The 17,051-nt window shown below is 59.2% G+C and carries 25 protein-coding genes and 1 pseudogene; 11 read left to right on the top strand and 15 right to left on the bottom strand.

Annotated elements, in window-relative coordinates; translation table 11 throughout:
• Positions 1–24: 24 nt before the first annotated feature.
• The gene (locus GWG54_RS15180) at positions 25–1,065 is read right to left on the bottom strand and encodes an AI-2E family transporter (RefSeq protein ID WP_167938574.1); all 1,041 of its coding nucleotides are present in this window, start codon (positions 1,063–1,065) and stop codon (positions 25–27) included.
• Positions 1,066–1,224: 159 nt separating this feature from the next.
• On the opposite strand from GWG54_RS15180, the gene GWG54_RS15175 reads away from it, so the two are divergent.
• The gene (locus GWG54_RS15175; protein ID WP_167938573.1) at positions 1,225–1,413 is read left to right on the top strand and encodes a hypothetical protein; all 189 of its coding nucleotides are present in this window, start codon (positions 1,225–1,227) and stop codon (positions 1,411–1,413) included.
• A 25-nt stretch (positions 1,414–1,438) separates the two neighbouring features.
• On the opposite strand, the gene GWG54_RS15170 is transcribed toward GWG54_RS15175, so the two are convergent.
• Positions 1,439–2,260 (bottom strand): undecaprenyl-diphosphate phosphatase, encoded by an 822-nt coding sequence (locus GWG54_RS15170; protein ID WP_167938572.1) that lies wholly within the window; start codon positions 2,258–2,260, stop codon positions 1,439–1,441.
• Positions 2,261–3,027: 767 nt separating this feature from the next.
• Here GWG54_RS15170 and GWG54_RS15165 point away from each other — a divergent pair.
• Both GWG54_RS15165 and GWG54_RS15160 read left to right on the top strand, forming a co-directional pair.
• Positions 3,028–3,168 (top strand): TRASH domain-containing protein, encoded by a 141-nt coding sequence (locus GWG54_RS15165; RefSeq protein ID WP_167938571.1) that lies wholly within the window; start codon positions 3,028–3,030, stop codon positions 3,166–3,168.
• A 416-nt stretch (positions 3,169–3,584) separates the two neighbouring features.
• On the top strand, positions 3,585–4,811 hold the full coding sequence (locus GWG54_RS15160) for a tyrosine-type recombinase/integrase (protein WP_167938570.1): 1,227 nt from the start codon (positions 3,585–3,587) through the stop codon (positions 4,809–4,811).
• A 9-nt stretch (positions 4,812–4,820) separates the two neighbouring features.
• Here the strand turns inward: GWG54_RS15160 and GWG54_RS15155 are convergent, their stop codons facing one another.
• Genes GWG54_RS15155 through GWG54_RS15135 form a run of 5 tightly spaced genes read right to left on the bottom strand, consistent with a single transcriptional unit; the run spans position 4,821 to position 6,798 of the window.
• Entirely contained in the window at positions 4,821–4,970 is a 150-nt protein-coding gene (locus GWG54_RS15155; RefSeq protein ID WP_167938569.1) for a hypothetical protein, read from the bottom strand.
• Complete coding sequence (locus GWG54_RS15150) at positions 4,967–5,254, bottom strand: hypothetical protein (protein WP_167938568.1); 288 nt, start codon at positions 5,252–5,254, stop codon at positions 4,967–4,969. The genes GWG54_RS15155 and GWG54_RS15150 overlap by 4 nt, the downstream gene beginning before the upstream one ends.
• Entirely contained in the window at positions 5,251–6,249 is a 999-nt protein-coding gene (locus GWG54_RS15145; RefSeq protein WP_245242822.1) for a hypothetical protein, read from the bottom strand. Before GWG54_RS15145 ends, GWG54_RS15150 begins: the two co-directional genes overlap by 4 nt.
• Positions 6,242–6,391 (bottom strand): hypothetical protein, encoded by a 150-nt coding sequence (locus GWG54_RS15140; protein ID WP_167938567.1) that lies wholly within the window; start codon positions 6,389–6,391, stop codon positions 6,242–6,244. The genes GWG54_RS15145 and GWG54_RS15140 overlap by 8 nt, the downstream gene beginning before the upstream one ends.
• Entirely contained in the window at positions 6,388–6,798 is a 411-nt protein-coding gene (locus GWG54_RS15135) for a hypothetical protein (RefSeq protein WP_167938566.1), read from the bottom strand. Before GWG54_RS15135 ends, GWG54_RS15140 begins: the two co-directional genes overlap by 4 nt.
• A gap of 201 nt (positions 6,799–6,999) precedes the next feature.
• Between GWG54_RS15135 and GWG54_RS15130 the strand changes: the two genes are divergently transcribed.
• A complete protein-coding gene (locus GWG54_RS15130) occupies positions 7,000–7,347 on the top strand; it encodes a hypothetical protein (protein WP_167938565.1) in 348 nt (115 codons plus the stop codon).
• A 183-nt stretch (positions 7,348–7,530) separates the two neighbouring features.
• Here GWG54_RS15130 and GWG54_RS15125 read toward each other — a convergent pair whose 3' ends face one another.
• The 6 genes from GWG54_RS15125 to GWG54_RS15100 form a co-directional block, all read right to left on the bottom strand.
• Positions 7,531–8,184: a hypothetical protein gene (locus GWG54_RS15125; protein ID WP_167938564.1), complete on the bottom strand. Its 654-nt coding sequence runs from the start codon at positions 8,182–8,184 to the stop codon at positions 7,531–7,533.
• A gap of 120 nt (positions 8,185–8,304) precedes the next feature.
• Positions 8,305–9,372: a Cdc6/Cdc18 family protein gene (locus GWG54_RS15120; RefSeq protein WP_167938563.1), complete on the bottom strand. Its 1,068-nt coding sequence runs from the start codon at positions 9,370–9,372 to the stop codon at positions 8,305–8,307.
• Between the two features lie 295 nt (positions 9,373–9,667).
• Positions 9,668–9,892 carry a hypothetical protein gene (locus tag GWG54_RS15115; protein WP_167938562.1) on the bottom strand — a complete coding sequence of 75 codons (225 nt, stop codon included), beginning with the start codon at positions 9,890–9,892 and terminating at the stop codon, positions 9,668–9,670.
• Positions 9,889–10,233: a hypothetical protein gene (locus GWG54_RS15110; RefSeq protein ID WP_167938561.1), complete on the bottom strand. Its 345-nt coding sequence runs from the start codon at positions 10,231–10,233 to the stop codon at positions 9,889–9,891. Before GWG54_RS15110 ends, GWG54_RS15115 begins: the two co-directional genes overlap by 4 nt.
• A gap of 85 nt (positions 10,234–10,318) precedes the next feature.
• Entirely contained in the window at positions 10,319–10,573 is a 255-nt protein-coding gene (locus GWG54_RS15105; protein WP_167938560.1) for a hypothetical protein, read from the bottom strand.
• A 1-nt stretch (position 10,574) separates the two neighbouring features.
• Positions 10,575–10,877 (bottom strand): hypothetical protein, encoded by a 303-nt coding sequence (locus GWG54_RS15100; RefSeq protein ID WP_167938559.1) that lies wholly within the window; start codon positions 10,875–10,877, stop codon positions 10,575–10,577.
• Positions 10,878–11,211: 334 nt separating this feature from the next.
• Here GWG54_RS15100 and GWG54_RS20680 point away from each other — a divergent pair, with 334 nt between their 5' ends.
• From GWG54_RS20680 to GWG54_RS15075, 5 genes are all read left to right on the top strand, one after another.
• A complete protein-coding gene (locus GWG54_RS20680) occupies positions 11,212–11,553 on the top strand; it encodes a hypothetical protein (RefSeq protein WP_209438468.1) in 342 nt (113 codons plus the stop codon).
• Positions 11,550–11,873 carry a MarR family transcriptional regulator gene (locus GWG54_RS15090; protein ID WP_312854293.1) on the top strand — a complete coding sequence of 108 codons (324 nt, stop codon included), beginning with the start codon at positions 11,550–11,552 and terminating at the stop codon, positions 11,871–11,873. Before GWG54_RS20680 ends, GWG54_RS15090 begins: the two co-directional genes overlap by 4 nt.
• The gene (locus tag GWG54_RS15085) at positions 11,866–12,012 is read left to right on the top strand and encodes a hypothetical protein (RefSeq protein ID WP_167938558.1); all 147 of its coding nucleotides are present in this window, start codon (positions 11,866–11,868) and stop codon (positions 12,010–12,012) included. Before GWG54_RS15090 ends, GWG54_RS15085 begins: the two co-directional genes overlap by 8 nt.
• An 85-nt stretch (positions 12,013–12,097) precedes the next feature.
• Complete coding sequence (locus tag GWG54_RS15080; protein ID WP_167938557.1) at positions 12,098–12,295, top strand: hypothetical protein; 198 nt, start codon at positions 12,098–12,100, stop codon at positions 12,293–12,295.
• 42 nt (positions 12,296–12,337) lie between these two features.
• Positions 12,338–12,514 (top strand): hypothetical protein, encoded by a 177-nt coding sequence (locus GWG54_RS15075; protein ID WP_167938556.1) that lies wholly within the window; start codon positions 12,338–12,340, stop codon positions 12,512–12,514.
• A 209-nt stretch (positions 12,515–12,723) separates the two neighbouring features.
• On the opposite strand, the gene GWG54_RS15070 is transcribed toward GWG54_RS15075, so the two are convergent.
• On the bottom strand, positions 12,724–12,930 hold the full coding sequence (locus GWG54_RS15070) for a hypothetical protein (RefSeq protein ID WP_167938554.1): 207 nt from the start codon (positions 12,928–12,930) through the stop codon (positions 12,724–12,726).
• A 1,234-nt stretch (positions 12,931–14,164) separates the two neighbouring features.
• Positions 14,165–14,833, bottom strand: coding sequence for a polysaccharide lyase (locus GWG54_RS15065; protein WP_167938555.1), 669 nt, complete (start codon positions 14,831–14,833; stop codon positions 14,165–14,167).
• Positions 14,834–15,050: 217 nt separating this feature from the next.
• On the opposite strand from GWG54_RS15065, the pseudogene GWG54_RS15060 reads away from it, so the two are divergent.
• Together GWG54_RS15060 and GWG54_RS15055 are read left to right on the top strand one after the other, a co-directional pair.
• A pseudogene (locus GWG54_RS15060) lies at positions 15,051–15,269 on the top strand (transposase); the annotation flags it as partial.
• 539 nt (positions 15,270–15,808) lie between these two features.
• On the top strand, positions 15,809–16,462 hold the full coding sequence (locus GWG54_RS15055; protein WP_245242821.1) for a helix-turn-helix domain-containing protein: 654 nt from the start codon (positions 15,809–15,811) through the stop codon (positions 16,460–16,462).
• Positions 16,463–17,051: the final 589 nt, after the last annotated feature.

Raw genomic sequence — 17,051 nt, 5'->3', positions numbered from 1 at the left:
GGGCGGCGACACACGGCCGAGATCCTACACCGACGCGTCGCGTCGTTCCCGACCGTAGAGGTCGAACGCGACCTTGGCTGCGCCGAGGACGACGGGACCGACGAACAGCCCGACGGCGCCCAACACCGCGACGCCGCCGAAGATGCCCACGACGATCACCGCCGAACTGAGCGCGCCGCTCTTGCCGATGATCGCCGGTCGGAGGTACATGTCGGAGGCGCTGACGAGCGCGCCGTAACCGGCCAACCCCAGCGCCGCCAGCGGGCGGCCGACGGCGAGGAGGTAGCCCGACGCCGGCACCCAGACGCCGAACGCGCCGACGAGCGGGAGCAGCGCGAGCACGAACGTCGCGACCGTCAGGAAGACGACGCCCGACACCTCGAGCACCCACAGGCCGGCTCCGAGCAGCACCGCCTGCACGGCCGAGACGATCACGTTGCCGACCACCGACGCCCACATGAGCCGATCCAGTTCGGCGAACAGTTCGTCCCTGGCGTCGTCGCCGATCGGTACGACCGTCTGGAGCCAGTCGACGAAGCGATCCCCGTCCCGGAGCAACCCGAAGAGGACGAACGCCGTCACCGTGAGCCCGAACGCGATCGACGGGAGCCCGCCGAGGAACTCGAGGGCGCCCGTCACCGCCCCGTGAAGCCCGTGGAGGCCGTCGTCGATCCGGTCCTGATTGGCCTCGTAAGCCGCGAGCGCGGCCTCGGGATCGAACCGGTAGCCGAACGCCTCGAGTCGCCGTTGAATCGCCGTCGCGTCCAGTCCCCGCCGCTGAACGGTGTCCGCGAGCGCGGAGGCCTGGCGGACGGCGACGACGAGGACGTACAACACCGGCAGGACCAGCGCGAGTAGCGAGCCCGCCAGTAGCGACACCGCCGACGCAGTCGGGCTCAGCACCCGCTCGAGGGCGGCCTGGGCGGGCGCGAGGACGTACGCGAGCACGACGGCGAGCAACACGTACTGGAGGTACGGCAGGACGAGCGCCAGCGCGAGAACGCCGCTGACCGCCGCGACGATCCCGAGTGCGGTCTGTTCGGCGAGCCCCTGGGAGTCGGCCATAGTCCGCCAGTGGGTCGCCCCGTCCAAAAGCGAGTCGAGTTCCGGTCGCGGCGCTCGGGACGGCGCGCCGACCGATCGGCCGCAAAACCGCTCGAGGAACCGCTGTTACTACGGCTACACTCACACGTCACTTATCCGGTTCGCGCGTCCCGGTACGGTATGGTGGACGAATCACGCGGACTCGCCGTCTGTGCGACGTGTGGACGGACGTACGCGGCCAGGGAGCTCGCCGACGGCAGCATGATGCCGATCGGCAGTCCCGACGGCTGCAAGTCCTGCGGTTGCACGACGTTCGAGGCCTTTTCGACTCCCGTAAGCGACTCGGAGGGGACCGACGTTCGGGGGTGAGACGGACGGCTCGAGCGCGGGCGACCTACGCGATCACGGAGACCAGCCCGCCCCCGACGACGGCCAACCCGCCCAGACCGAAACAGACCGCCGCGAAGGGAATCCGCTCGAGGACCCGCATCAACGCGTCGATCGTCAGGTATCCCACGGCGGCGCTCACCGCGAGCGCGGTGGCCGCGGGCCCGACGCCGATTCCGGGCACCCCGCCGGCGTCCGCCATCGTGAGCGCGGCCGCCCCGAGACTGGCGGGAATCGAGAGCAAAAACGAGAGCCGGAACGCGGCGGGCGGCTCGTAGCTTCTGAACAGGAGCGCACTCATCGTAACGCCGGAACGAGAGATTCCCGGGAGGATCGCGAGCCCCTGTACGCTCCCGACGACGAGCGAATCCACCAGGGTGGGGTCGTCGCGCCCGCCCATCGAAACCGACTCCGAGGCGAGCTGGACGACGCCCGTCAGTATCAACAGGACGCCGATCCCGGCGACGAAGAGCCCGCCCGACACCTGTCCGGCGAGATCGACCGCGAAGACGTACAGCGGAATGCCGATGATACCGGTCATCAGGCTGGCGACGACCACGTAGGTCGCGATCGCGCTGTCGCCGTCGTAGGCCGACGACGGACGCCAGTCCGGGACGCTCGAGAGCGCGGTCGCGATGTCGTCCCGGTAGTACGTCGCCGCGGAGAGGGTCGTTCCGACCTGGAAGAACAGCGCGAGTTGCACCGCCGCCTCCGGGTCCACCCGCATGATCGCGAGCACCATCGAGAGGTTCCCCTGGCTCGAGACCGGCAACCACTCCACGATCCCCTGAACGACTCCCGCGACGATCGCGATCAGATACTCCCGCATCGGTGGGTTCCGGTTCGACGCAGCTCCCAGGAGCACATAGTCGTTGGCATCGCGTCCGTCCGCGCGACTGATACCCGTCTCGGGCACGTTGTCGTCGCGCAGCGAGAACGTCGTGATTGCGTGCGATCGCTACACGAAAGCCCGTGCCAGCGTCCGATCGACTCGTCCGTCCCGGAGAACTCGAAGGTGGAGAACCGACCGGTGACCACCGATCAGAGCGCGTGACAACTCGGCGTCCGTCGGTGGACGACGTGGTGATCGCGGCGCCGCCGCCCTCGAGCAGATCGATCCCGGACTTGACGATCGGGCGCGACAGTAGCTGCTCACTGACCGCGCGAATGCGAACTCGAACCAACGGGATAGTGCACGAACTCCCGTCGAAAAACGGAGGGCCGATCGAATCGCGCCGTACCACGCACCCTGCAAGTAGCAGACCGAAGGCCGCTGGCATAAGCTTTCTCGCACTCACATCGACGACCGCCGATCGGACGGGTGACTACGAGCGCCGTTTCACTCGCCGTCTCGTCGCTCGTCTTTCCGGGGCGCGAGCGCCCCGCAACGTTCGCTCCGGGTACGTCACTCGAGTCCGGGCATCGACTTTCTTCGCAACGATACCCTCTCCGACCGTGACGGATCTGAAGTCGGCGCACGTGGAGGGATCCAAATCATCGCCGCACGCCTCTCCTGACCGACGTGCCCGATTCCCTGTGTTTGCAGGGCGAGCATTCCTTGCCTGGTCTCCTCACTATCCTGTGAGGTGAACTCGCATGGACGAGTGTCCCGTTTGTGGCGAAGAGCTACACGAGGATGACGAACAGATCGTGACCCGACACAACTCGGAGGAGTTCCGCTTTTGCTCCACCGACCAGCGGGACGAATTCGAAGATCAGCCTGGAGAGTACGTCTAGCCGGGCGCAGAGCGACTCCCCTTTTCGAGAGTGCGACGCGCTCGCGTGCTACTCGATCAGCCGCGCTCGACGAGCTCCCGCCGTCGGCTACGAGCCCGCTCGTACGTTCGAAGGTGGCGTCGGCGGGGACCGTTTCTCGGCGTGACTCCCGAACTCGTCGACGACCTCCGAACGGACCGGGGCATCGAATCGCGGTTGTCGGCTCCGACGTCACGCTGGTACTCCGTTGCTGCGGCTCGAGGACGCTACAAACCGCTATCTGATACCGAATTGGCTGCGGGAATCCGAGGACCGTTCCGTAGTTGCCGCTCGTCTACGACTCGTCGCTCACTGCGTTCGTGACATCGCGTAGAACGGAAGTGCCCGGGGAGGGATCCAAATCCTACCTTTACATGCCCGTACAAATAGTATAAGTCATGACCTCGAATCCGGAGCAGTCGATCAAACGGCTCCGCGAGCGGATTGACGAAGCCGAGAACATGAGCGAGGCTGACGCCAAGATCCTTCGGCGCATGTCCGATCGCATCCGTATCCTCGGGCCCTCGAAGTACTCCGACTTCGCTCACGAGAAGTACCTCATGCGAGCCGTGAAGATGGCCCAGGAGGTCGGTGGTCTCGCCGACGCCCTCGAGGACCGAGACGCTGCCGAGCGCCTCGTCGCCTGGATCAATACCGAGAAGGCCGATTCCGCCGAGACGAACAAAGACTATCGCGTCACGCTCCGGCAGTTCGGTAAACTCGCCAGCGACGACGACGTCGACGAGATCCCGGAGAGCCTCGAGTGGATTCCTGGTGGCTATCCGAGCAACTACGATCCCGCCCCGGATCCCGGCGACATGCTTCGCTGGGAGGAGGACATCCTCCCGATGATCGACGCCTGTGCGAACCTCCGCGATCGCGCACTGATCGCCCTCGCTTGGGACCTCGGTCCTCGACCCTTCGAACTGTTCGAGTTGACGCCGAAGCAGATCTCCGACCACAAGTACGGGCTCCAAGTCACCGTCAACGGAAAACAGGGCCGGCGATCGCCCGTCCTGATTCCGTCGGTCCCCTACGTCAACCGCTGGCTCGAGGTCCATCCAGGAAGCGGGAGCGACCCGCTGTGGTGCAACCTCAACACCGGCAACTCGATCTCGAACAATCGCGTCCGAGACATCCTGAAGGAGAAGGCTCGGAAAGCCGATGTCGACCGACCGGTGACGCCCTCGAACTTCCGAAAGTCCTCGGCATCCCATCTCGCCAGCCAGGGCGTCTCCCAGGCTCACCTCGAGGATCATCACGGGTGGACGCGTGGCTCGGATATCGCTGCCCGCTACGTCTCGGTCTTCGCCGACGCGAACGACCGCGAGATCGCGAAGGCGCATGGACTCGATGTCCAAGAGGACGAGCATGACGACCTCGCGCCCGCTGTCTGTCACCGATGTGACCGAGAGACTCCACGAGAGAACGACGTCTGCGTCTGGTGTGGTGCAGCGCTCAGCCAGCGTGCCATCGACGAGGACGACGAGCTCGAGCGTCGCTGGATGGAGTCCGCCGGCGCTGTCAGCGAAGCCGAAAGCCTCTCGCTCGATGACGTTATGGAGGCGCGGGACGCCATTGACGACAACGCTGCGCTCCGGCGACTGCTCCTTGGTGACGGCTGAGGTCGACATCTAGTCGTCACCTCCGTCGGCGATCTCGAGTATCCGCTCTATGTCATCCGCGATCGGAAGATCGGACTTGGCGATTCGCTCGAATAGCTCTCGGTTCTCCTCGACAGTCTCTTTCGCTTCGGCTTCGGGATCTGGAATTTTCGTGCTCATCGTGGGGACTCGAGCTGATCGCGGACGTACGCTTGCTCGCTCTCTGGGCGGTCACTGAGGGCGATACAGGTTCGAACACGACCGTCATACTCGATGAAGACGACGTCCCCTTCGGGGTAGCAGTAGGCCGTGCTTCCCTCCTCGGCACTCGGATAGTGGACTGGCTCCGCCTCGTCGAATGCGCCACGAGGATCGGTCCAGGGCGCTTGCGAGCGGTCGAACCACATCTCACTGACGTGGTTGTCCCAGCGTTCAGCCAGTTCAGTATCGGGAGTCGTGTTCACTGTGGGTCACCCCCGTCGCGTGTGAATTCTACTGGATCAGAGCCATGGGCTCCCACCCCGGTGCTTCCGGAGCTCGTATTCATTCGAACATCGGTGTTCTCGTCGACGCGCTGAAGGATCGACGCACGCCAGGTGTGGCTGACTGCTGATTGGAGGGCTTCGTCGACCTCCGGGTTCTCGATCTCTTCTTGGAGTGCCTCGAGTGTCGAGCAGACGTCATCGATCTCCTCGACTATCTCGCGGTCACCGATCTGGAGCCTGCCGTTTGGCCCTTCGGTGATCGTCTCGCGTCGGCAGACCTCCTCAAGACCGCCGCCGTCTGTCCGAAGTTCGCGATCGTCGTTGTCCTGGTTGAACCCGTTCTCGGCAAGGATATCGGCCGGCGATCGGCCGTACTTCGATTGATCCTCCTCGATACCGAGCACCTGCTTTGCGCAGGTCTTGCAGAGTCGGGCGTGAAGTTCTGGATTAGGGATGTTATCGGGATCGAATGTCCAGGGCGTCGCCGATCGTTCGTACTGACACGCCGAGTCGGGATCGTCGCGAGTGCAGTCCTCGGCGGGGATGTGGATCGCCGACGCTCGTCGGCCCTGAAACTGAATCCAGAACGGTACTTCGGCGCGGACGGCGTCAACGTCGATCCCGCCGTCGGTCACCAGCTTGCTCGCGCGCTCGAACGCCGTGTCCGCGGGAACCGTCTCTCGACGTGCCCCCTCGAGTTCGGCGACACAATCTTCGCAGACTGGTGCGTCGTACTCCTCAGGGACATAGCGAAGATCTTCTGCGCTGCGCTCGAGTGGCGTTTCCATGTCAACACCGCAGGCGCACTCGTGGGTCTCGCCGTCGAACGCGACCGAGGCGTGCCAGAGATCGGTCTCGAGGATCCAGTGGTTGACGTCTCGGTCGACAGCAGTGCCGAGTCGGTCCTCGAGCTCCTCCATCCGGCAGCGCTCGCACAGATACTCGCGGGTCCCGCAGGTTGAGCAACTATGCATCGTTCTCCCCCTCCATCGTAGGTTGGGTGACCAAGATCTCGTCGTTATCGTCGTCGACGAGGATCGCGTTGCCGCCGATGTCACCCATCGCGTCCGCGACACCACGATCGAGCGCCCCGACGACCCCGTAGCGGACCGTCATCGGCCGGCACCCCCGACAGCGATGACGTAGCCAGTCTCGACCCACTTCTCGTCAGTCTCACCCTTGACCCGGAAGCGCTGGCCGCCGAATGCCGGCTTCCCTTCGGAGATCTCGAGATCAGGCTGGCTGTCTTCAACCTCGTCGAACTCGCGGGCGACCTGGCCGTTCTCGAGACGCTCGAGGACACCGGCGATCGTGCCGGAGAGATTATTCTCCTCGCGTACAGACAATTCGATTGGATGAGGATCCGTTCCTGCACAACCTCTCGTCTGTGCTGCCGCGTCCTTACGCGGGAGCGTTTTTCGCGACCGATCGTCGTCTGTAGTGTTATCTCGGCCATCTGGACGGCCGGCTGTTCCGCGTTCCGTGGGACAATTGTTTTTGTCCCTGCTGTCGTCTTTTCGCATGGTTTCTGAAATCCCTCGTGCGGGGATCGGAAACCAGCCTGCCGTGCGCCAACACGGTGGGCACGTTTCTATGCCCGGTAAGATCTGGTTTCCATTTAGAGCGTTCTCGCTACTCCACCTTAATGATACCGCTGATGTAATTGCGGAGGCGCAACAGCGGTGGATCTATACCCCATAACATCGTTGGTGTCATATAGCCGAATGACCAACTCCGATCCAATGCGGCTGCAGCTCCCGTCCGACCGTCTGATCCTCGAGCAGTTGGCGGAAGGTCGGAACCTCGGCGCGAACATCGCCGCGAACGTCGACCGGAGTCGCAACAACATCAACCGCCGGATGCCGCAGTTGCACGACTACGGCCTCGTCACGCGGATCGGGCCGGTCGAAGGGACGGGTCTCTACGAGATCACGCCGCGTGGGGTCGCCTGTCTGCGGCTGATTGACGATTACGACGAGTCCGACGAGTTCGAGGAGGCCATCGACAAGCGTGCAGAACAGATCGAGGTCTACTCGATCCGAATCGTCGACGAGGACGCCGACGAAACCTAACACCCGAGTACTCGTCGTCAACATGCACTCTTTGCTTCAGGGAGAAATAGCTTAAAAACCCCTTAGAGTTCCGAATCTTAGTAATAAATGGAGATATCACCAGGTGCTGACTAAAACAATATTGTGGTACGGTGGTCGGATCTGGTTTCTACTCTCTACTGCCAGTATAGTGGCTCTGCAGAGTTATCCTATATATGACAAGAACTCAGCCACCTGTCCTACAATGCCTGTTTGCTGAATTAGGCTTAATACAGCAGCACCTCCAGCCATCACCGCTATTCTGAAAGGCCAAGGTTCCCATCTTTCTCGCCTATTATTGACATGTATCTGAATATCCTCTCTATCAGAATATGTTCTACTACTTTTTCCATAAGTGAAGATACAAGTAATAGTATAGTCCCCTGGTGGGGCATCACTATCAATATTAAACTGATACTTTATTGGAGGGTGGTCTTTTTCTGCTTCTATAACTTCACACACTTTTTGTGGATAATGTTCTTGGTTAGGCGTTTTGCCACCTAAGGTCACTGGATCCTGATTTTCACTCGAAACCCCTTCAAAGAACCAGGATGGAAACTGCCATTGGTTTGATCCCCTACCTAGTTCCATTTGATCAGATTCTTGCCCGGGTTGTAATCGGCCATTTTCGTCCATAGAGAATCCGATTGAAGCGACTCCAATTTCATCTTGAAATAGTTCCGGATATGCATAGGAGACATGAAGACGGTTAGAATCAATATCTCCGATGGCGTCAATGAAAAAATCAATCTCAATTGACTCTCCCGGGTCTACATTGGAGGTTTGGAGGACTGGGATTATTCTGTAAGACGGATCCATAATAATGTCCTGTATTTCGCACCTATTCCATCTTATGGCAGATAGATAAATAAATAGAGATGTATAAGTAAACTATCCCACCTAAACATCAGCTAAAACGATTTATAGTAGATGGGTTTATCATCCATTCGTCTTGGTTACTCTGGTTGGAATCTCAATGACTGGCACAACATCTCCATCAACTACCCAGTAGAGGCGATCGCGAGTCGGTCCATCATAATCAATAAGATTGTAGGCTTTCATCTTCGGGAGCTTCCCGCGACGAGCCCGCTTTCCAAGTGGCTGCACGGGTGACCCAGCGTAGATCGCGTCAGCGCCCGCCTCATAGTAATTGTGTAACTCCTCTCCCGTAATCTCGCCGGCGTCGTGAATGATCGCGTACAGTACCTGGTGATGGTACGGGAGCGACTGCAGGTTCAACCGCCGAATCCGGCGCTTCGCGCGTTCATAGGAGTCGGCGACGTCGCGATCGCGGATCCGGCGGTGGCCGCGCTCGTGAGCCAACTCCGCTGCTGCCCGGAGTGACTGGATTCCCTCGCGAGCGACGCCGGCGACCTCGTCGGCGATCGCCTCGAGTTGGCCTCGCGTCACAACTTCACCGTGTAACCCCTGGCGCGCCCGCCGCTCGAGGATGTCCGCGAGCTCGTCGACACCGTAGCGTTCGAGCTCGAGATGGCCTTGATCGAGACGGTGGCCGTCGGTCACGTCCAGACGTGAGAGCCAGTCAGTTCCATCATGAACGATAGCGACGACGGTCACGTTCTCGATTGCGAGTAGCTCACTGATCGCATTCGTCTCCGGGAGGTCCTCACCTTCGTCCAGGACGATGATCGTCTCGTCGGTGATCGCATTGCGAAGCTGTCGACAAGCATCGGTCGTTGGGAGTGTCTGCGGGACGTCATTCGAGCCTCGCGGGAGCCCCTCGAGAACGCATCGGAGCACGTCGCCGGTCGTTTTCCCGAGCGAGTCCACGAACACTCGCGTGATATTGGTCTGTGTCTCGAGGTGGTTGACTGCGTTCCGTGCGAGCAGTGTCTTTCCCACACCACTGGGTCCGGAAATCAGAACGTCCGATGCTCGGGGGTGTGTCGTGGTAAAGCGTCGGAGTAACTGCTCGGTTTCGGCCTCCCGATGCAACGGATCTGGCGGCAAAAAAGAATCGTCAAAGACCCGTGTATCAGCGATCATACCAATCTGGTCTGTTTGATAGATTATAAAGGCTGCTTGTAATTCCGAAAGTGAAGCGAGAAACAATGGAGTTGCAACCACTCGAGCAGGAACTGGTCTCGCCAGTAGCCAGTTTTTGAAAGCGGTGGCTGCCATCAGGTTCATGCGGGTTCCCGCCAATGTTCTCGGTCGACTAGCGATACTCTCCGCACCGAATCTCGCCAGTCGGTTCTTCTTCCCGAAGCCCGTCGTTCAAATCGACGTTTTGCTTTTGATTCCTTGGGACTCGGTGTCTAGGTCGAGTACGTCCCGCATGTTAGGGCCCTCTGTAGAACGACACCGGGTTTCCGGTGACGATCGCCGCCGGCGCCTCGAGTTCGACGTCGTCAACCTGCTCGTGACCAACGACACACCAGCGCCCGTCGCGACGTTCCTCAACGATCCGATCGTACTCGCCGAAGCCGGCGGGTTCGAGGCGAATACGTCGCGGATTGCCCTCGCGAGGAGTGTACCGTAGCGTGATCGAGCTGTCGGCGTTCATCGCGACCACCGCGGTTCGCCTTCAACCCACATTCCGAGGACGTCGTCGACGTCGTCGAGGTCGACCCACGCCGGGACCGGCTCGCGCCCTGTCTCGAACTTGACTCGTTTGATGTGTTTGCATTCTCTCCCGCGGTACTTGTGGTCGGGACAGAGGCACCGCGCTCCACTAGGCGCCTCGAGGTCGACGATGTACTCCGATTCGCTCGTCACTTCGTACATACCCTTGGCGCCGCGAACGATCCCGACCGAGCTCATGACGGTCATGGGTTCTGTGAGAGCGCGCGCCGCGACCTCGTCGATAATCTCGATCTCGTCGGTCGTGGTTTGCGTGACCGCCATCAGCGAACCACCTCACGGGCCATCGTAGGGACCGCCGAGGCTGCCATCAACGCGAGCCCGCTAACGATCAGGGCCGCCTCGAGCGTCATTCGCGATCGCCCTCGCCATCGCAGTCCTCGGGCCCGGCAACAACGCGGGCCTCCTCGAGGAGCTCGATGTCCCGCTGGGCCTCGCGCTCGAGCTTGCGCTCGCGAACTGGGGAGATACCGGGGCCGCTCGGGAGCCCGTGTGGTGTCGGTTCGGAGCCGTCTGTCAGGTCGGCCGCGAACTCTCGGAGCGACTGTACTTCCTCGTCCTCAAGGCTCTCGGTACGCTCGATGAGGTCGACCATACCCTGCATGTCAGAACCCCTCCGGCGCGCGGTGGGTCGTGAACGCCCAGCCTCGCTTGTACTCGACGTACTCGCACCACGCTGCCAGCGGCCGACCGTCGAGTTCTTCGACGTGCTCGGGCTCACCGCTGACGTCGTCGGTCTCGAGGTCGAAGCCCTCGCTGACGGGGAACACCCTGATCGTGTCCGTCGCAGGGTAGTGTAGGTGGGCGCAGTTCTCCTCGTCGACACCCACGACGAAGCCGATCTTCGCCGCCAGGCCGCCGATCGTTTCTTCCGAAACGCTTTCGTTCGCAGCTATCTGAGATTGCATTGGTCTTCTCCAAGACCGAGGTCGGGTGCTCTAACACCCGGCCGAGATGTTCCCGGCCACCCTCGATCTCTACTCAATAGTATATTGGCCAGTACCTTAGTTATTACGTTACGTTTATTCGAGTCATGATTCGTTGATACCGACCGTAATAGTATTATTATGGAGCGTCATATTTACGGCTATGATGAGTGCAGTAACTGGCAACGTGACTCTCGAAACCGATGATCTGAACCCAACAGATCAGGCAATCTTAGAGGAACTTCACAAAGGTCGATGCACACCGGCGTTCGTAGCCGAGAAACATAGCTATTCGAGTGGGAATGTCCGAAACCGGATGACCCATCTCGCGAGTCATGATCACGTTGAAGGGGTCGGTGGTGGTCTCTACGAGCTCGTTGACGACCCTCGAGAGGATGTCGAGGCCGAGCCTGATCCCGAAGCGCTCCAGGAGCGAGTCGACGAGCTCGAGGCAGACCTCCAGGAGGCTCGCGAGAACGTCGAGTATTACAAGAGCGAACTCAGCGACTGTCGATCGCAGCTCGAGGACGTCCCGGATCGCCAGCAGATCGCCTACGCTATCTCGGAACTCGAGACGGCCTGTGAGCGCGGTGACGGGAACGGCGTCGAAAGCGCCCTCGGACGGCTGCGAGAAGCAGCGGGGTTAGACGATGAGTGACAGATATCAGACAGACGTTACGAGCGCGAGCGGTACTGAGAACGGAGGCGATCGGGGTGACTGAGTGTCGGCGCTGCGGAACCGAGACGTCGCGACGAACGCTCAAGGACCTCTCACCCAGCTCGAAACTCATCTACAAAGTCCTCGAACACGAGGGGGAACTCACACAACAGGAGATTATAGACGAGACACGGTTGAGTCCCCGAACCACCCGCGGCGGGATCAAGCCGCTCCAAGACCATGACCTGATCGACAGCCGTACCTACCTCCCCGACGCCAGACAGTCAATATACTACATAGTAGGTGACCCCGATGACTGAGTGCCGGCGCTGTGGAACCGAGACATCGCGACGGACGCTCGAGGACGAGCCGCTGTGCGAGAGTTGTGGCGAGTGGCGCGAAGAGCACGAGCAGTCTCGCGACGTCGATCAGCACTCACTCGGGGAGTGGGACTCCTAGCCCCCACACCCCGTATGCAAAGTGAAAACACACCTTCAATTCTCTAGCCGGAAGGCCGACGTAGTCCGCGACGGAACCCGACTGTATGACCGACGACAACGCTGCCAAGACCTACGAGTGTCCGTCTCCCGACTGCTCGAGGACGTTCGGTGCGATTCCGGAGCTTACCGAACACATCAACACCGACCACCCTGGAGAGTACCAGCGCGAAGACTGGCCGGACACGCCGGCTGGTCGGGCGTCGCGACGCGATCGTGCCAGCAACGGAGACGAAGAAGAGTAACTGTCCGCACCTTTATATCAGAAACCGCGGCCAGTACCAGCGATGCCTCTACGCGATCATGAGGACGACCTGCTGATCGCAGTCGCACTGACCCGCCTCTTGGTTGACTTCGAAGAAGCCGATCCCGAGCTCGCCGAGCAGGCCTGGCAGCTGGCCGCCGATCGACTCCTGGAGTACGATCTCGAGCTTAGCGAGGCAGTCCGCGAACTACTGTTGTAGAACAGGCACTCCAGGAAACGGAGGGCCGGATCGCGCCGTAACTTCCCTTGTCACACGCCCCCTGCAAAAATAAGTCTAGAGTACGATGGGATAAGTCTTCTCACTTAACCGAATTAAACGTTTCACACTCAACGAAGAGGCCCAAGAGAGAGAGCCAAAGCAACCGCTCCAAAATCGCCGGAGCAACGCTATCGCCGTGAGAGAAACAGCTACTCGAGATCCTCGAGTTCGGGGCAGTTGTCGCCCGTCCAGACACCGAATCGACGGACGTACTTGCTCTGTTCCTTCGGGCTACCCCACCGACCGCCGAAGTAGAAGTGCCAGCGCCACTCGTGGACGACCTTATGGTCGTGATCCTCGTCGACGAACTGGTAGTCGTCGTGATCGCGAGGACGACCTGTTGATCGCCGTCGCACTGACCCGCCTATCCGTCGACTTCGAGCAGGCCGGTCCCGAGCTCGCCGAACAGGCCTGGCAGCTCGCGCTGATCGACTCCTGGAGAACAACCTCGGTCTCCCAAAGATGGGCAGAGGTACTCGGAAACAGGGAACCGCGTCTGAACCCTGTTTCCGTGGCATCCTGGCTGGGTCACCGAGTCTGTCAATGGTGGCGCCGTCGAACAGCCCTCGGAGCGCACCAGCCACCATCATATGGTTAGTTTCAATATTAATATCTATCTATTTCTTGTGGAATACTTGTGTTACTTGAAATCGGTAGGTCCCAGGAAAGGTCACCTACCGTTTTTGGCTGTCCGATGAGCTATCCACGGGTCGGAGGCAGGGGTTAAACGGGCCGATGTCACAGTGACACGTCGATACCTCCGACATCTCCGATTCGTTGCTAAAACTACTAATAGCTTTCTCAGAATAGTAGAAAAGAACAAATCTACAAATATCTGTAAAAACCTCTACGTGAGAATCGAACACAGGCAGGTGTGTAGGAAGCCAGGGGGGGGAGGCTGGCTTCCTTTGAGGCACGCGCCGATAGTCGGGTTGGTGAGTAGACACCAACCCACTGATTCCAAGGCGATTAGGCAGGTCGGTGGTGTTACGCTCGCTGGGGGGTAGCGTTGGAGCGCGTTGACACCCGCCGACCGTTTAGTAGTCCTCGATGCCCTGCCTAATAATTTTTCACTAGTTGTAGTGATTTAGGATATATAGATATATAGCAAATATATCTGCAGAGTGAACACGAAACCTCACCCGGTCGCGATCTCCTACTCGAGAGGAGGGAGTACTCGATATGAGTGGCCGGAGGCATTTAGCGTGCTGAGAGTGAACGTGAGGAGTCACGTAATGCCCCGGCCACTTGTTATTTCACCCTCATACCACTAATAATTTCTCACCCAAGCTAAAACTCAAGTCTAAATTATAGGTTGTGTTTTTACTTTCCGCCAGTGACATCTGTAGGAAAGTCCAGGAAGGGGGACTCTCCTAGATGTCCACGAGGGATGTCGGTATGGTTTGTGAACGGAGAGGAGTTCAGGCAACCACACCGACACCCATAGTTGAGGGGCCGGTGTATTGGATTTTTTGGAAACATGTTTGAATCTCTCATTAAGCTGGTTTTCGCCGCCGTAACATTGTAGTGTCGCCACTAGTTGCCCGCAAGCGTGATCTAAAGCGACCGCATACGCTTCGAGAGAAACAGCTACTTGAGGCCCTCGAGCTCGGGGCAGTTGTCTCCCGTCCAGACTCCGAATCGACGGACGTACTTGCTCTGCTCCTTCGGTGAGCCCCACCGACCGCCGAAGTAGAAGTGCCAGCGCCACTCGTGGACGCCCTTGTGGCCATGATCTCCGTCGACGAACTGGTAGTCGTCGCGATCGAACGCCTTGCGGCCGTTGATCCATGCCGCGATCCGTGAGTCGAACTCACCGGGCTCGCCCATCTCGTAGCGCTCGTCGATCGTCACCCACTCGCCCTTGCTCGCGCCACGCTTCCAGGAATGCATGTGGCCGTAATCCTTCGAGGCACCGGTCACATCGTAAACTTGCTTTCCGAGCGGGATGTCTGACCCGTCCTCGGTCGCATCGTTCGGTCCGTGGGTCGTCGCATACCCACGGGCTGACCACGCTTCACCGGGATTGTGACTCCCGCCAGCTGTACCTCCACCTCGGTGATCAGCAGGGCCGGGAAGCTTCGTCCCGCCGTGATTCATGCTCTGGTGGAACTCGAAGTGCGTCGGGAAGTAGATCTGATACCGGAAGTGGACGACGTCTGGCTCATGCCCGACCAGATCCTCGAGCTCCCAGCGGGTTTCGAGGGAATAGTGCTGCGGCTTCCCCTCCTGGCAGTCGATGCTCGCGACAGGACGCATTCCGCCAGCCGGATCATCCGCAACGTTGGCGTTCTCGTCAGCTGCGATCTTGGGTAAAATTCGATATCACGGTAGTCGGGCTCGGGCTCGCCGATCCCCTCAGCGAGGCTCCCGCGAATTCGATCGATGTTATAAATGTAGCTCTCGATCTTCGAGTCGTCGCCGGGTGAGTAGCTCCCGTTGATGACCGTCAAGCCGTCACCCTCGTAGGGACAGCTCGCCTCAACACGGTAACGAACGTACTGTTCATCCTCGTCGTCGAGCAGGATCCGATACTCCTGACCCTCTCTACGGTCAGAGAGCATTATCTGAGACTGTCTTCTCGGTGATCAAGCGCACGCTCGGCGATGCCGTGCGTGCGCGATCCTGGTATCGAGAGTTCCGTGAAATCGTCCTGATGTGTGTCGTCTACAATATCAAGCGTGCTGCGAGCTAGGCAAATCCAACGCCGTATGGCGATTCACCACAGCCGCAGAGAGGGTATTTTCGAATCAGTTAGTAATTGGCGGTGAGATCTCTGCAGGGTCCATCATCGATCTACACGTTTCAGCCCAGCCCGAACGATGACGCTTCCAACGAACAGAGCTATCGCACCGGTGACCGTCCACTCCACTGATCTTCCAGTTATTGGTTCGCAGTCTCCGACGCACAAAATAGGGTCAATCTGGATGATTCCGAGGCCCTGGACTACCCATAATGTCCCGAGAAGTGTTATGGTGGCGCCGAAGATCGTCAGTACAGTCGCTTTCGCGTTCCACATGTGGATATTCCGAGCCTCCATCAGAGAGGGAGAAGTGCCGTGTGTCCTCGGGTTTAACGCTGAGCATGCACGCACTGTTTATAACCTGCTACACTATTACTCCGTATGATTGCGGTAAGAGCACTTTATCTGGAACACGATTCGCGACAGACCGAACAGTACGGCCAGGTACGCGAATATTGACGATAATGAGATACATAACTGTCGTCATAGCTTTGGAAGACTACATTCAGTCGAAGAACGATCAACAGATGCAGAGAGGTATCAACGATCCAAGAGAGGTCTGGATCGATGGTACGCTCGTAGCGACACAGGAAGCGATACATTATCTCAATCTTCTTGATGATGGGACCGTTGTCGGGGTCGCCCGATTCAGAGGCGATGCTGATCGGCTTGCAACGATAGAAGACGAGACCCCAGAGGTCATCGCTTGCACTGTGACAGGCGGTGAGACGTGGCTGGCGTATATGCACTACAAGCCTGGCGAGCTTGAAACAGCTATTCTCGAACGTATCGATGCCGAAGCCATTAGTATCGATTGGCCGATGAGGGAGACCGTTGATGGGCTGGAAGTCACGCTCTTCGGCGAGGATGCAGGCCTCCAGCACCTGATCGCTGGCTTCCCTGACGAAGTAGACGTGACTCTCGAACGCGCAGGAGAGTATCAGTCGGACATGGGTGACCCAGCGGGACAACTCACCGACCGACAACAAGAAATCCTCCGGACAGCACTCACCGCAGGATACTACGATATCCCTCGTCGTGCAACACAACGCGATTTAGCGGTGGAACTTGGACTTTCAAGGGGAACGATTGGGGATCACCTTCGGCGAGCAGAAGCAAAGATTATCCGGTCGGTAATTGTGTGAAGCAAGTCTCATCTCATCCATGTCTATCCCTCTGATCCCTTGCTAGACTGTGACTAGTCAGTGGCCGATACACGCTGTGTATTTAGACGGGTCTCCAAACATGTCTATTATAATAGGGTATGGTCGCGTTAGATTCGCACATCTACGTAGCTGGAAGTTCACTGAAATAGAGGTGAAAGCAATCCCATGAGAATAGCTCTATGATACGGTCTCACAGAAAGTAAGCATAGCTCAGCGAACGGCGCTTCGCTCTCCCGATTCAAACACACCCCTGGAAAAACGAACCTTCTGGTGGTCAACACCTCATGGTGCAACGCCGATTTCGATTCAAACAACATCATAGCACTCGGCTTGAGGGACGGTTCTCGAGCAAACCTCATGAGTCGGACCCCAGAGCAACCAGAACCCCATAGCAAAAACGAATACAACCTCATGGGAGCGACGGACCGACGCGGGTCTCGACCTCTCGGAAGGATCGCGCGGACGCACATAACGATGCCCGGTGGGCGAGCCTCGGTTCAACACCTATGAGAATCCTGCGACTGACCAAACCACGGATCGTCTAATAGCTGTTTCGTCGTCGATAGTG

The organism is Natronococcus sp. JC468, assembly GCF_012163165.1.
GTDB classification, from domain to species: Archaea; Halobacteriota; Halobacteria; order Halobacteriales; family Natrialbaceae; genus Natronococcus; species Natronococcus jeotgali.
The sequence above is the reverse complement of the archived record's forward strand: the minus strand, read 5'-3'. Positions and strand labels throughout refer to the sequence as shown.

Coding starts and splice junctions, on each gene's coding strand:
- GWG54_RS15180 (WP_167938574.1), bottom strand. CDS start 1,065: ATGGCCGACTCCCAGGGGCTCGCCGAACAGACCGCACTCGGGATCGTC.
- GWG54_RS15175 (WP_167938573.1), top strand. CDS start 1,225: ATGGTGGACGAATCACGCGGACTCGCCGTCTGTGCGACGTGTGGACGG.
- GWG54_RS15170 (WP_167938572.1), bottom strand. CDS start 2,260: ATGCGGGAGTATCTGATCGCGATCGTCGCGGGAGTCGTTCAGGGGATC.
- GWG54_RS15165 (WP_167938571.1), top strand. CDS start 3,028: ATGGACGAGTGTCCCGTTTGTGGCGAAGAGCTACACGAGGATGACGAA.
- GWG54_RS15160 (WP_167938570.1), top strand. CDS start 3,585: ATGACCTCGAATCCGGAGCAGTCGATCAAACGGCTCCGCGAGCGGATT.
- GWG54_RS15155 (WP_167938569.1), bottom strand. CDS start 4,970: ATGAGCACGAAAATTCCAGATCCCGAAGCCGAAGCGAAAGAGACTGTC.
- GWG54_RS15145 (WP_245242822.1), bottom strand. CDS start 6,249: ATGCATAGTTGCTCAACCTGCGGGACCCGCGAGTATCTGTGCGAGCGC.
- GWG54_RS15140 (WP_167938567.1), bottom strand. CDS start 6,391: ATGACGGTCCGCTACGGGGTCGTCGGGGCGCTCGATCGTGGTGTCGCG.
- GWG54_RS15135 (WP_167938566.1), bottom strand. CDS start 6,798: ATGCGAAAAGACGACAGCAGGGACAAAAACAATTGTCCCACGGAACGC.
- GWG54_RS15130 (WP_167938565.1), top strand. CDS start 7,000: ATGACCAACTCCGATCCAATGCGGCTGCAGCTCCCGTCCGACCGTCTG.
- GWG54_RS15125 (WP_167938564.1), bottom strand. CDS start 8,184: ATGGATCCGTCTTACAGAATAATCCCAGTCCTCCAAACCTCCAATGTA.
- GWG54_RS15120 (WP_167938563.1), bottom strand. CDS start 9,372: ATGATCGCTGATACACGGGTCTTTGACGATTCTTTTTTGCCGCCAGAT.
- GWG54_RS15115 (WP_167938562.1), bottom strand. CDS start 9,892: ATGAACGCCGACAGCTCGATCACGCTACGGTACACTCCTCGCGAGGGC.
- GWG54_RS15110 (WP_167938561.1), bottom strand. CDS start 10,233: ATGGCGGTCACGCAAACCACGACCGACGAGATCGAGATTATCGACGAG.
- GWG54_RS15105 (WP_167938560.1), bottom strand. CDS start 10,573: ATGCAGGGTATGGTCGACCTCATCGAGCGTACCGAGAGCCTTGAGGAC.
- GWG54_RS15100 (WP_167938559.1), bottom strand. CDS start 10,877: ATGCAATCTCAGATAGCTGCGAACGAAAGCGTTTCGGAAGAAACGATC.
- GWG54_RS20680 (WP_209438468.1), top strand. CDS start 11,212: ATGACCCATCTCGCGAGTCATGATCACGTTGAAGGGGTCGGTGGTGGT.
- GWG54_RS15085 (WP_167938558.1), top strand. CDS start 11,866: ATGACTGAGTGCCGGCGCTGTGGAACCGAGACATCGCGACGGACGCTC.
- GWG54_RS15080 (WP_167938557.1), top strand. CDS start 12,098: ATGACCGACGACAACGCTGCCAAGACCTACGAGTGTCCGTCTCCCGAC.
- GWG54_RS15075 (WP_167938556.1), top strand. CDS start 12,338: ATGCCTCTACGCGATCATGAGGACGACCTGCTGATCGCAGTCGCACTG.
- GWG54_RS15065 (WP_167938555.1), bottom strand. CDS start 14,833: ATGCGTCCTGTCGCGAGCATCGACTGCCAGGAGGGGAAGCCGCAGCAC.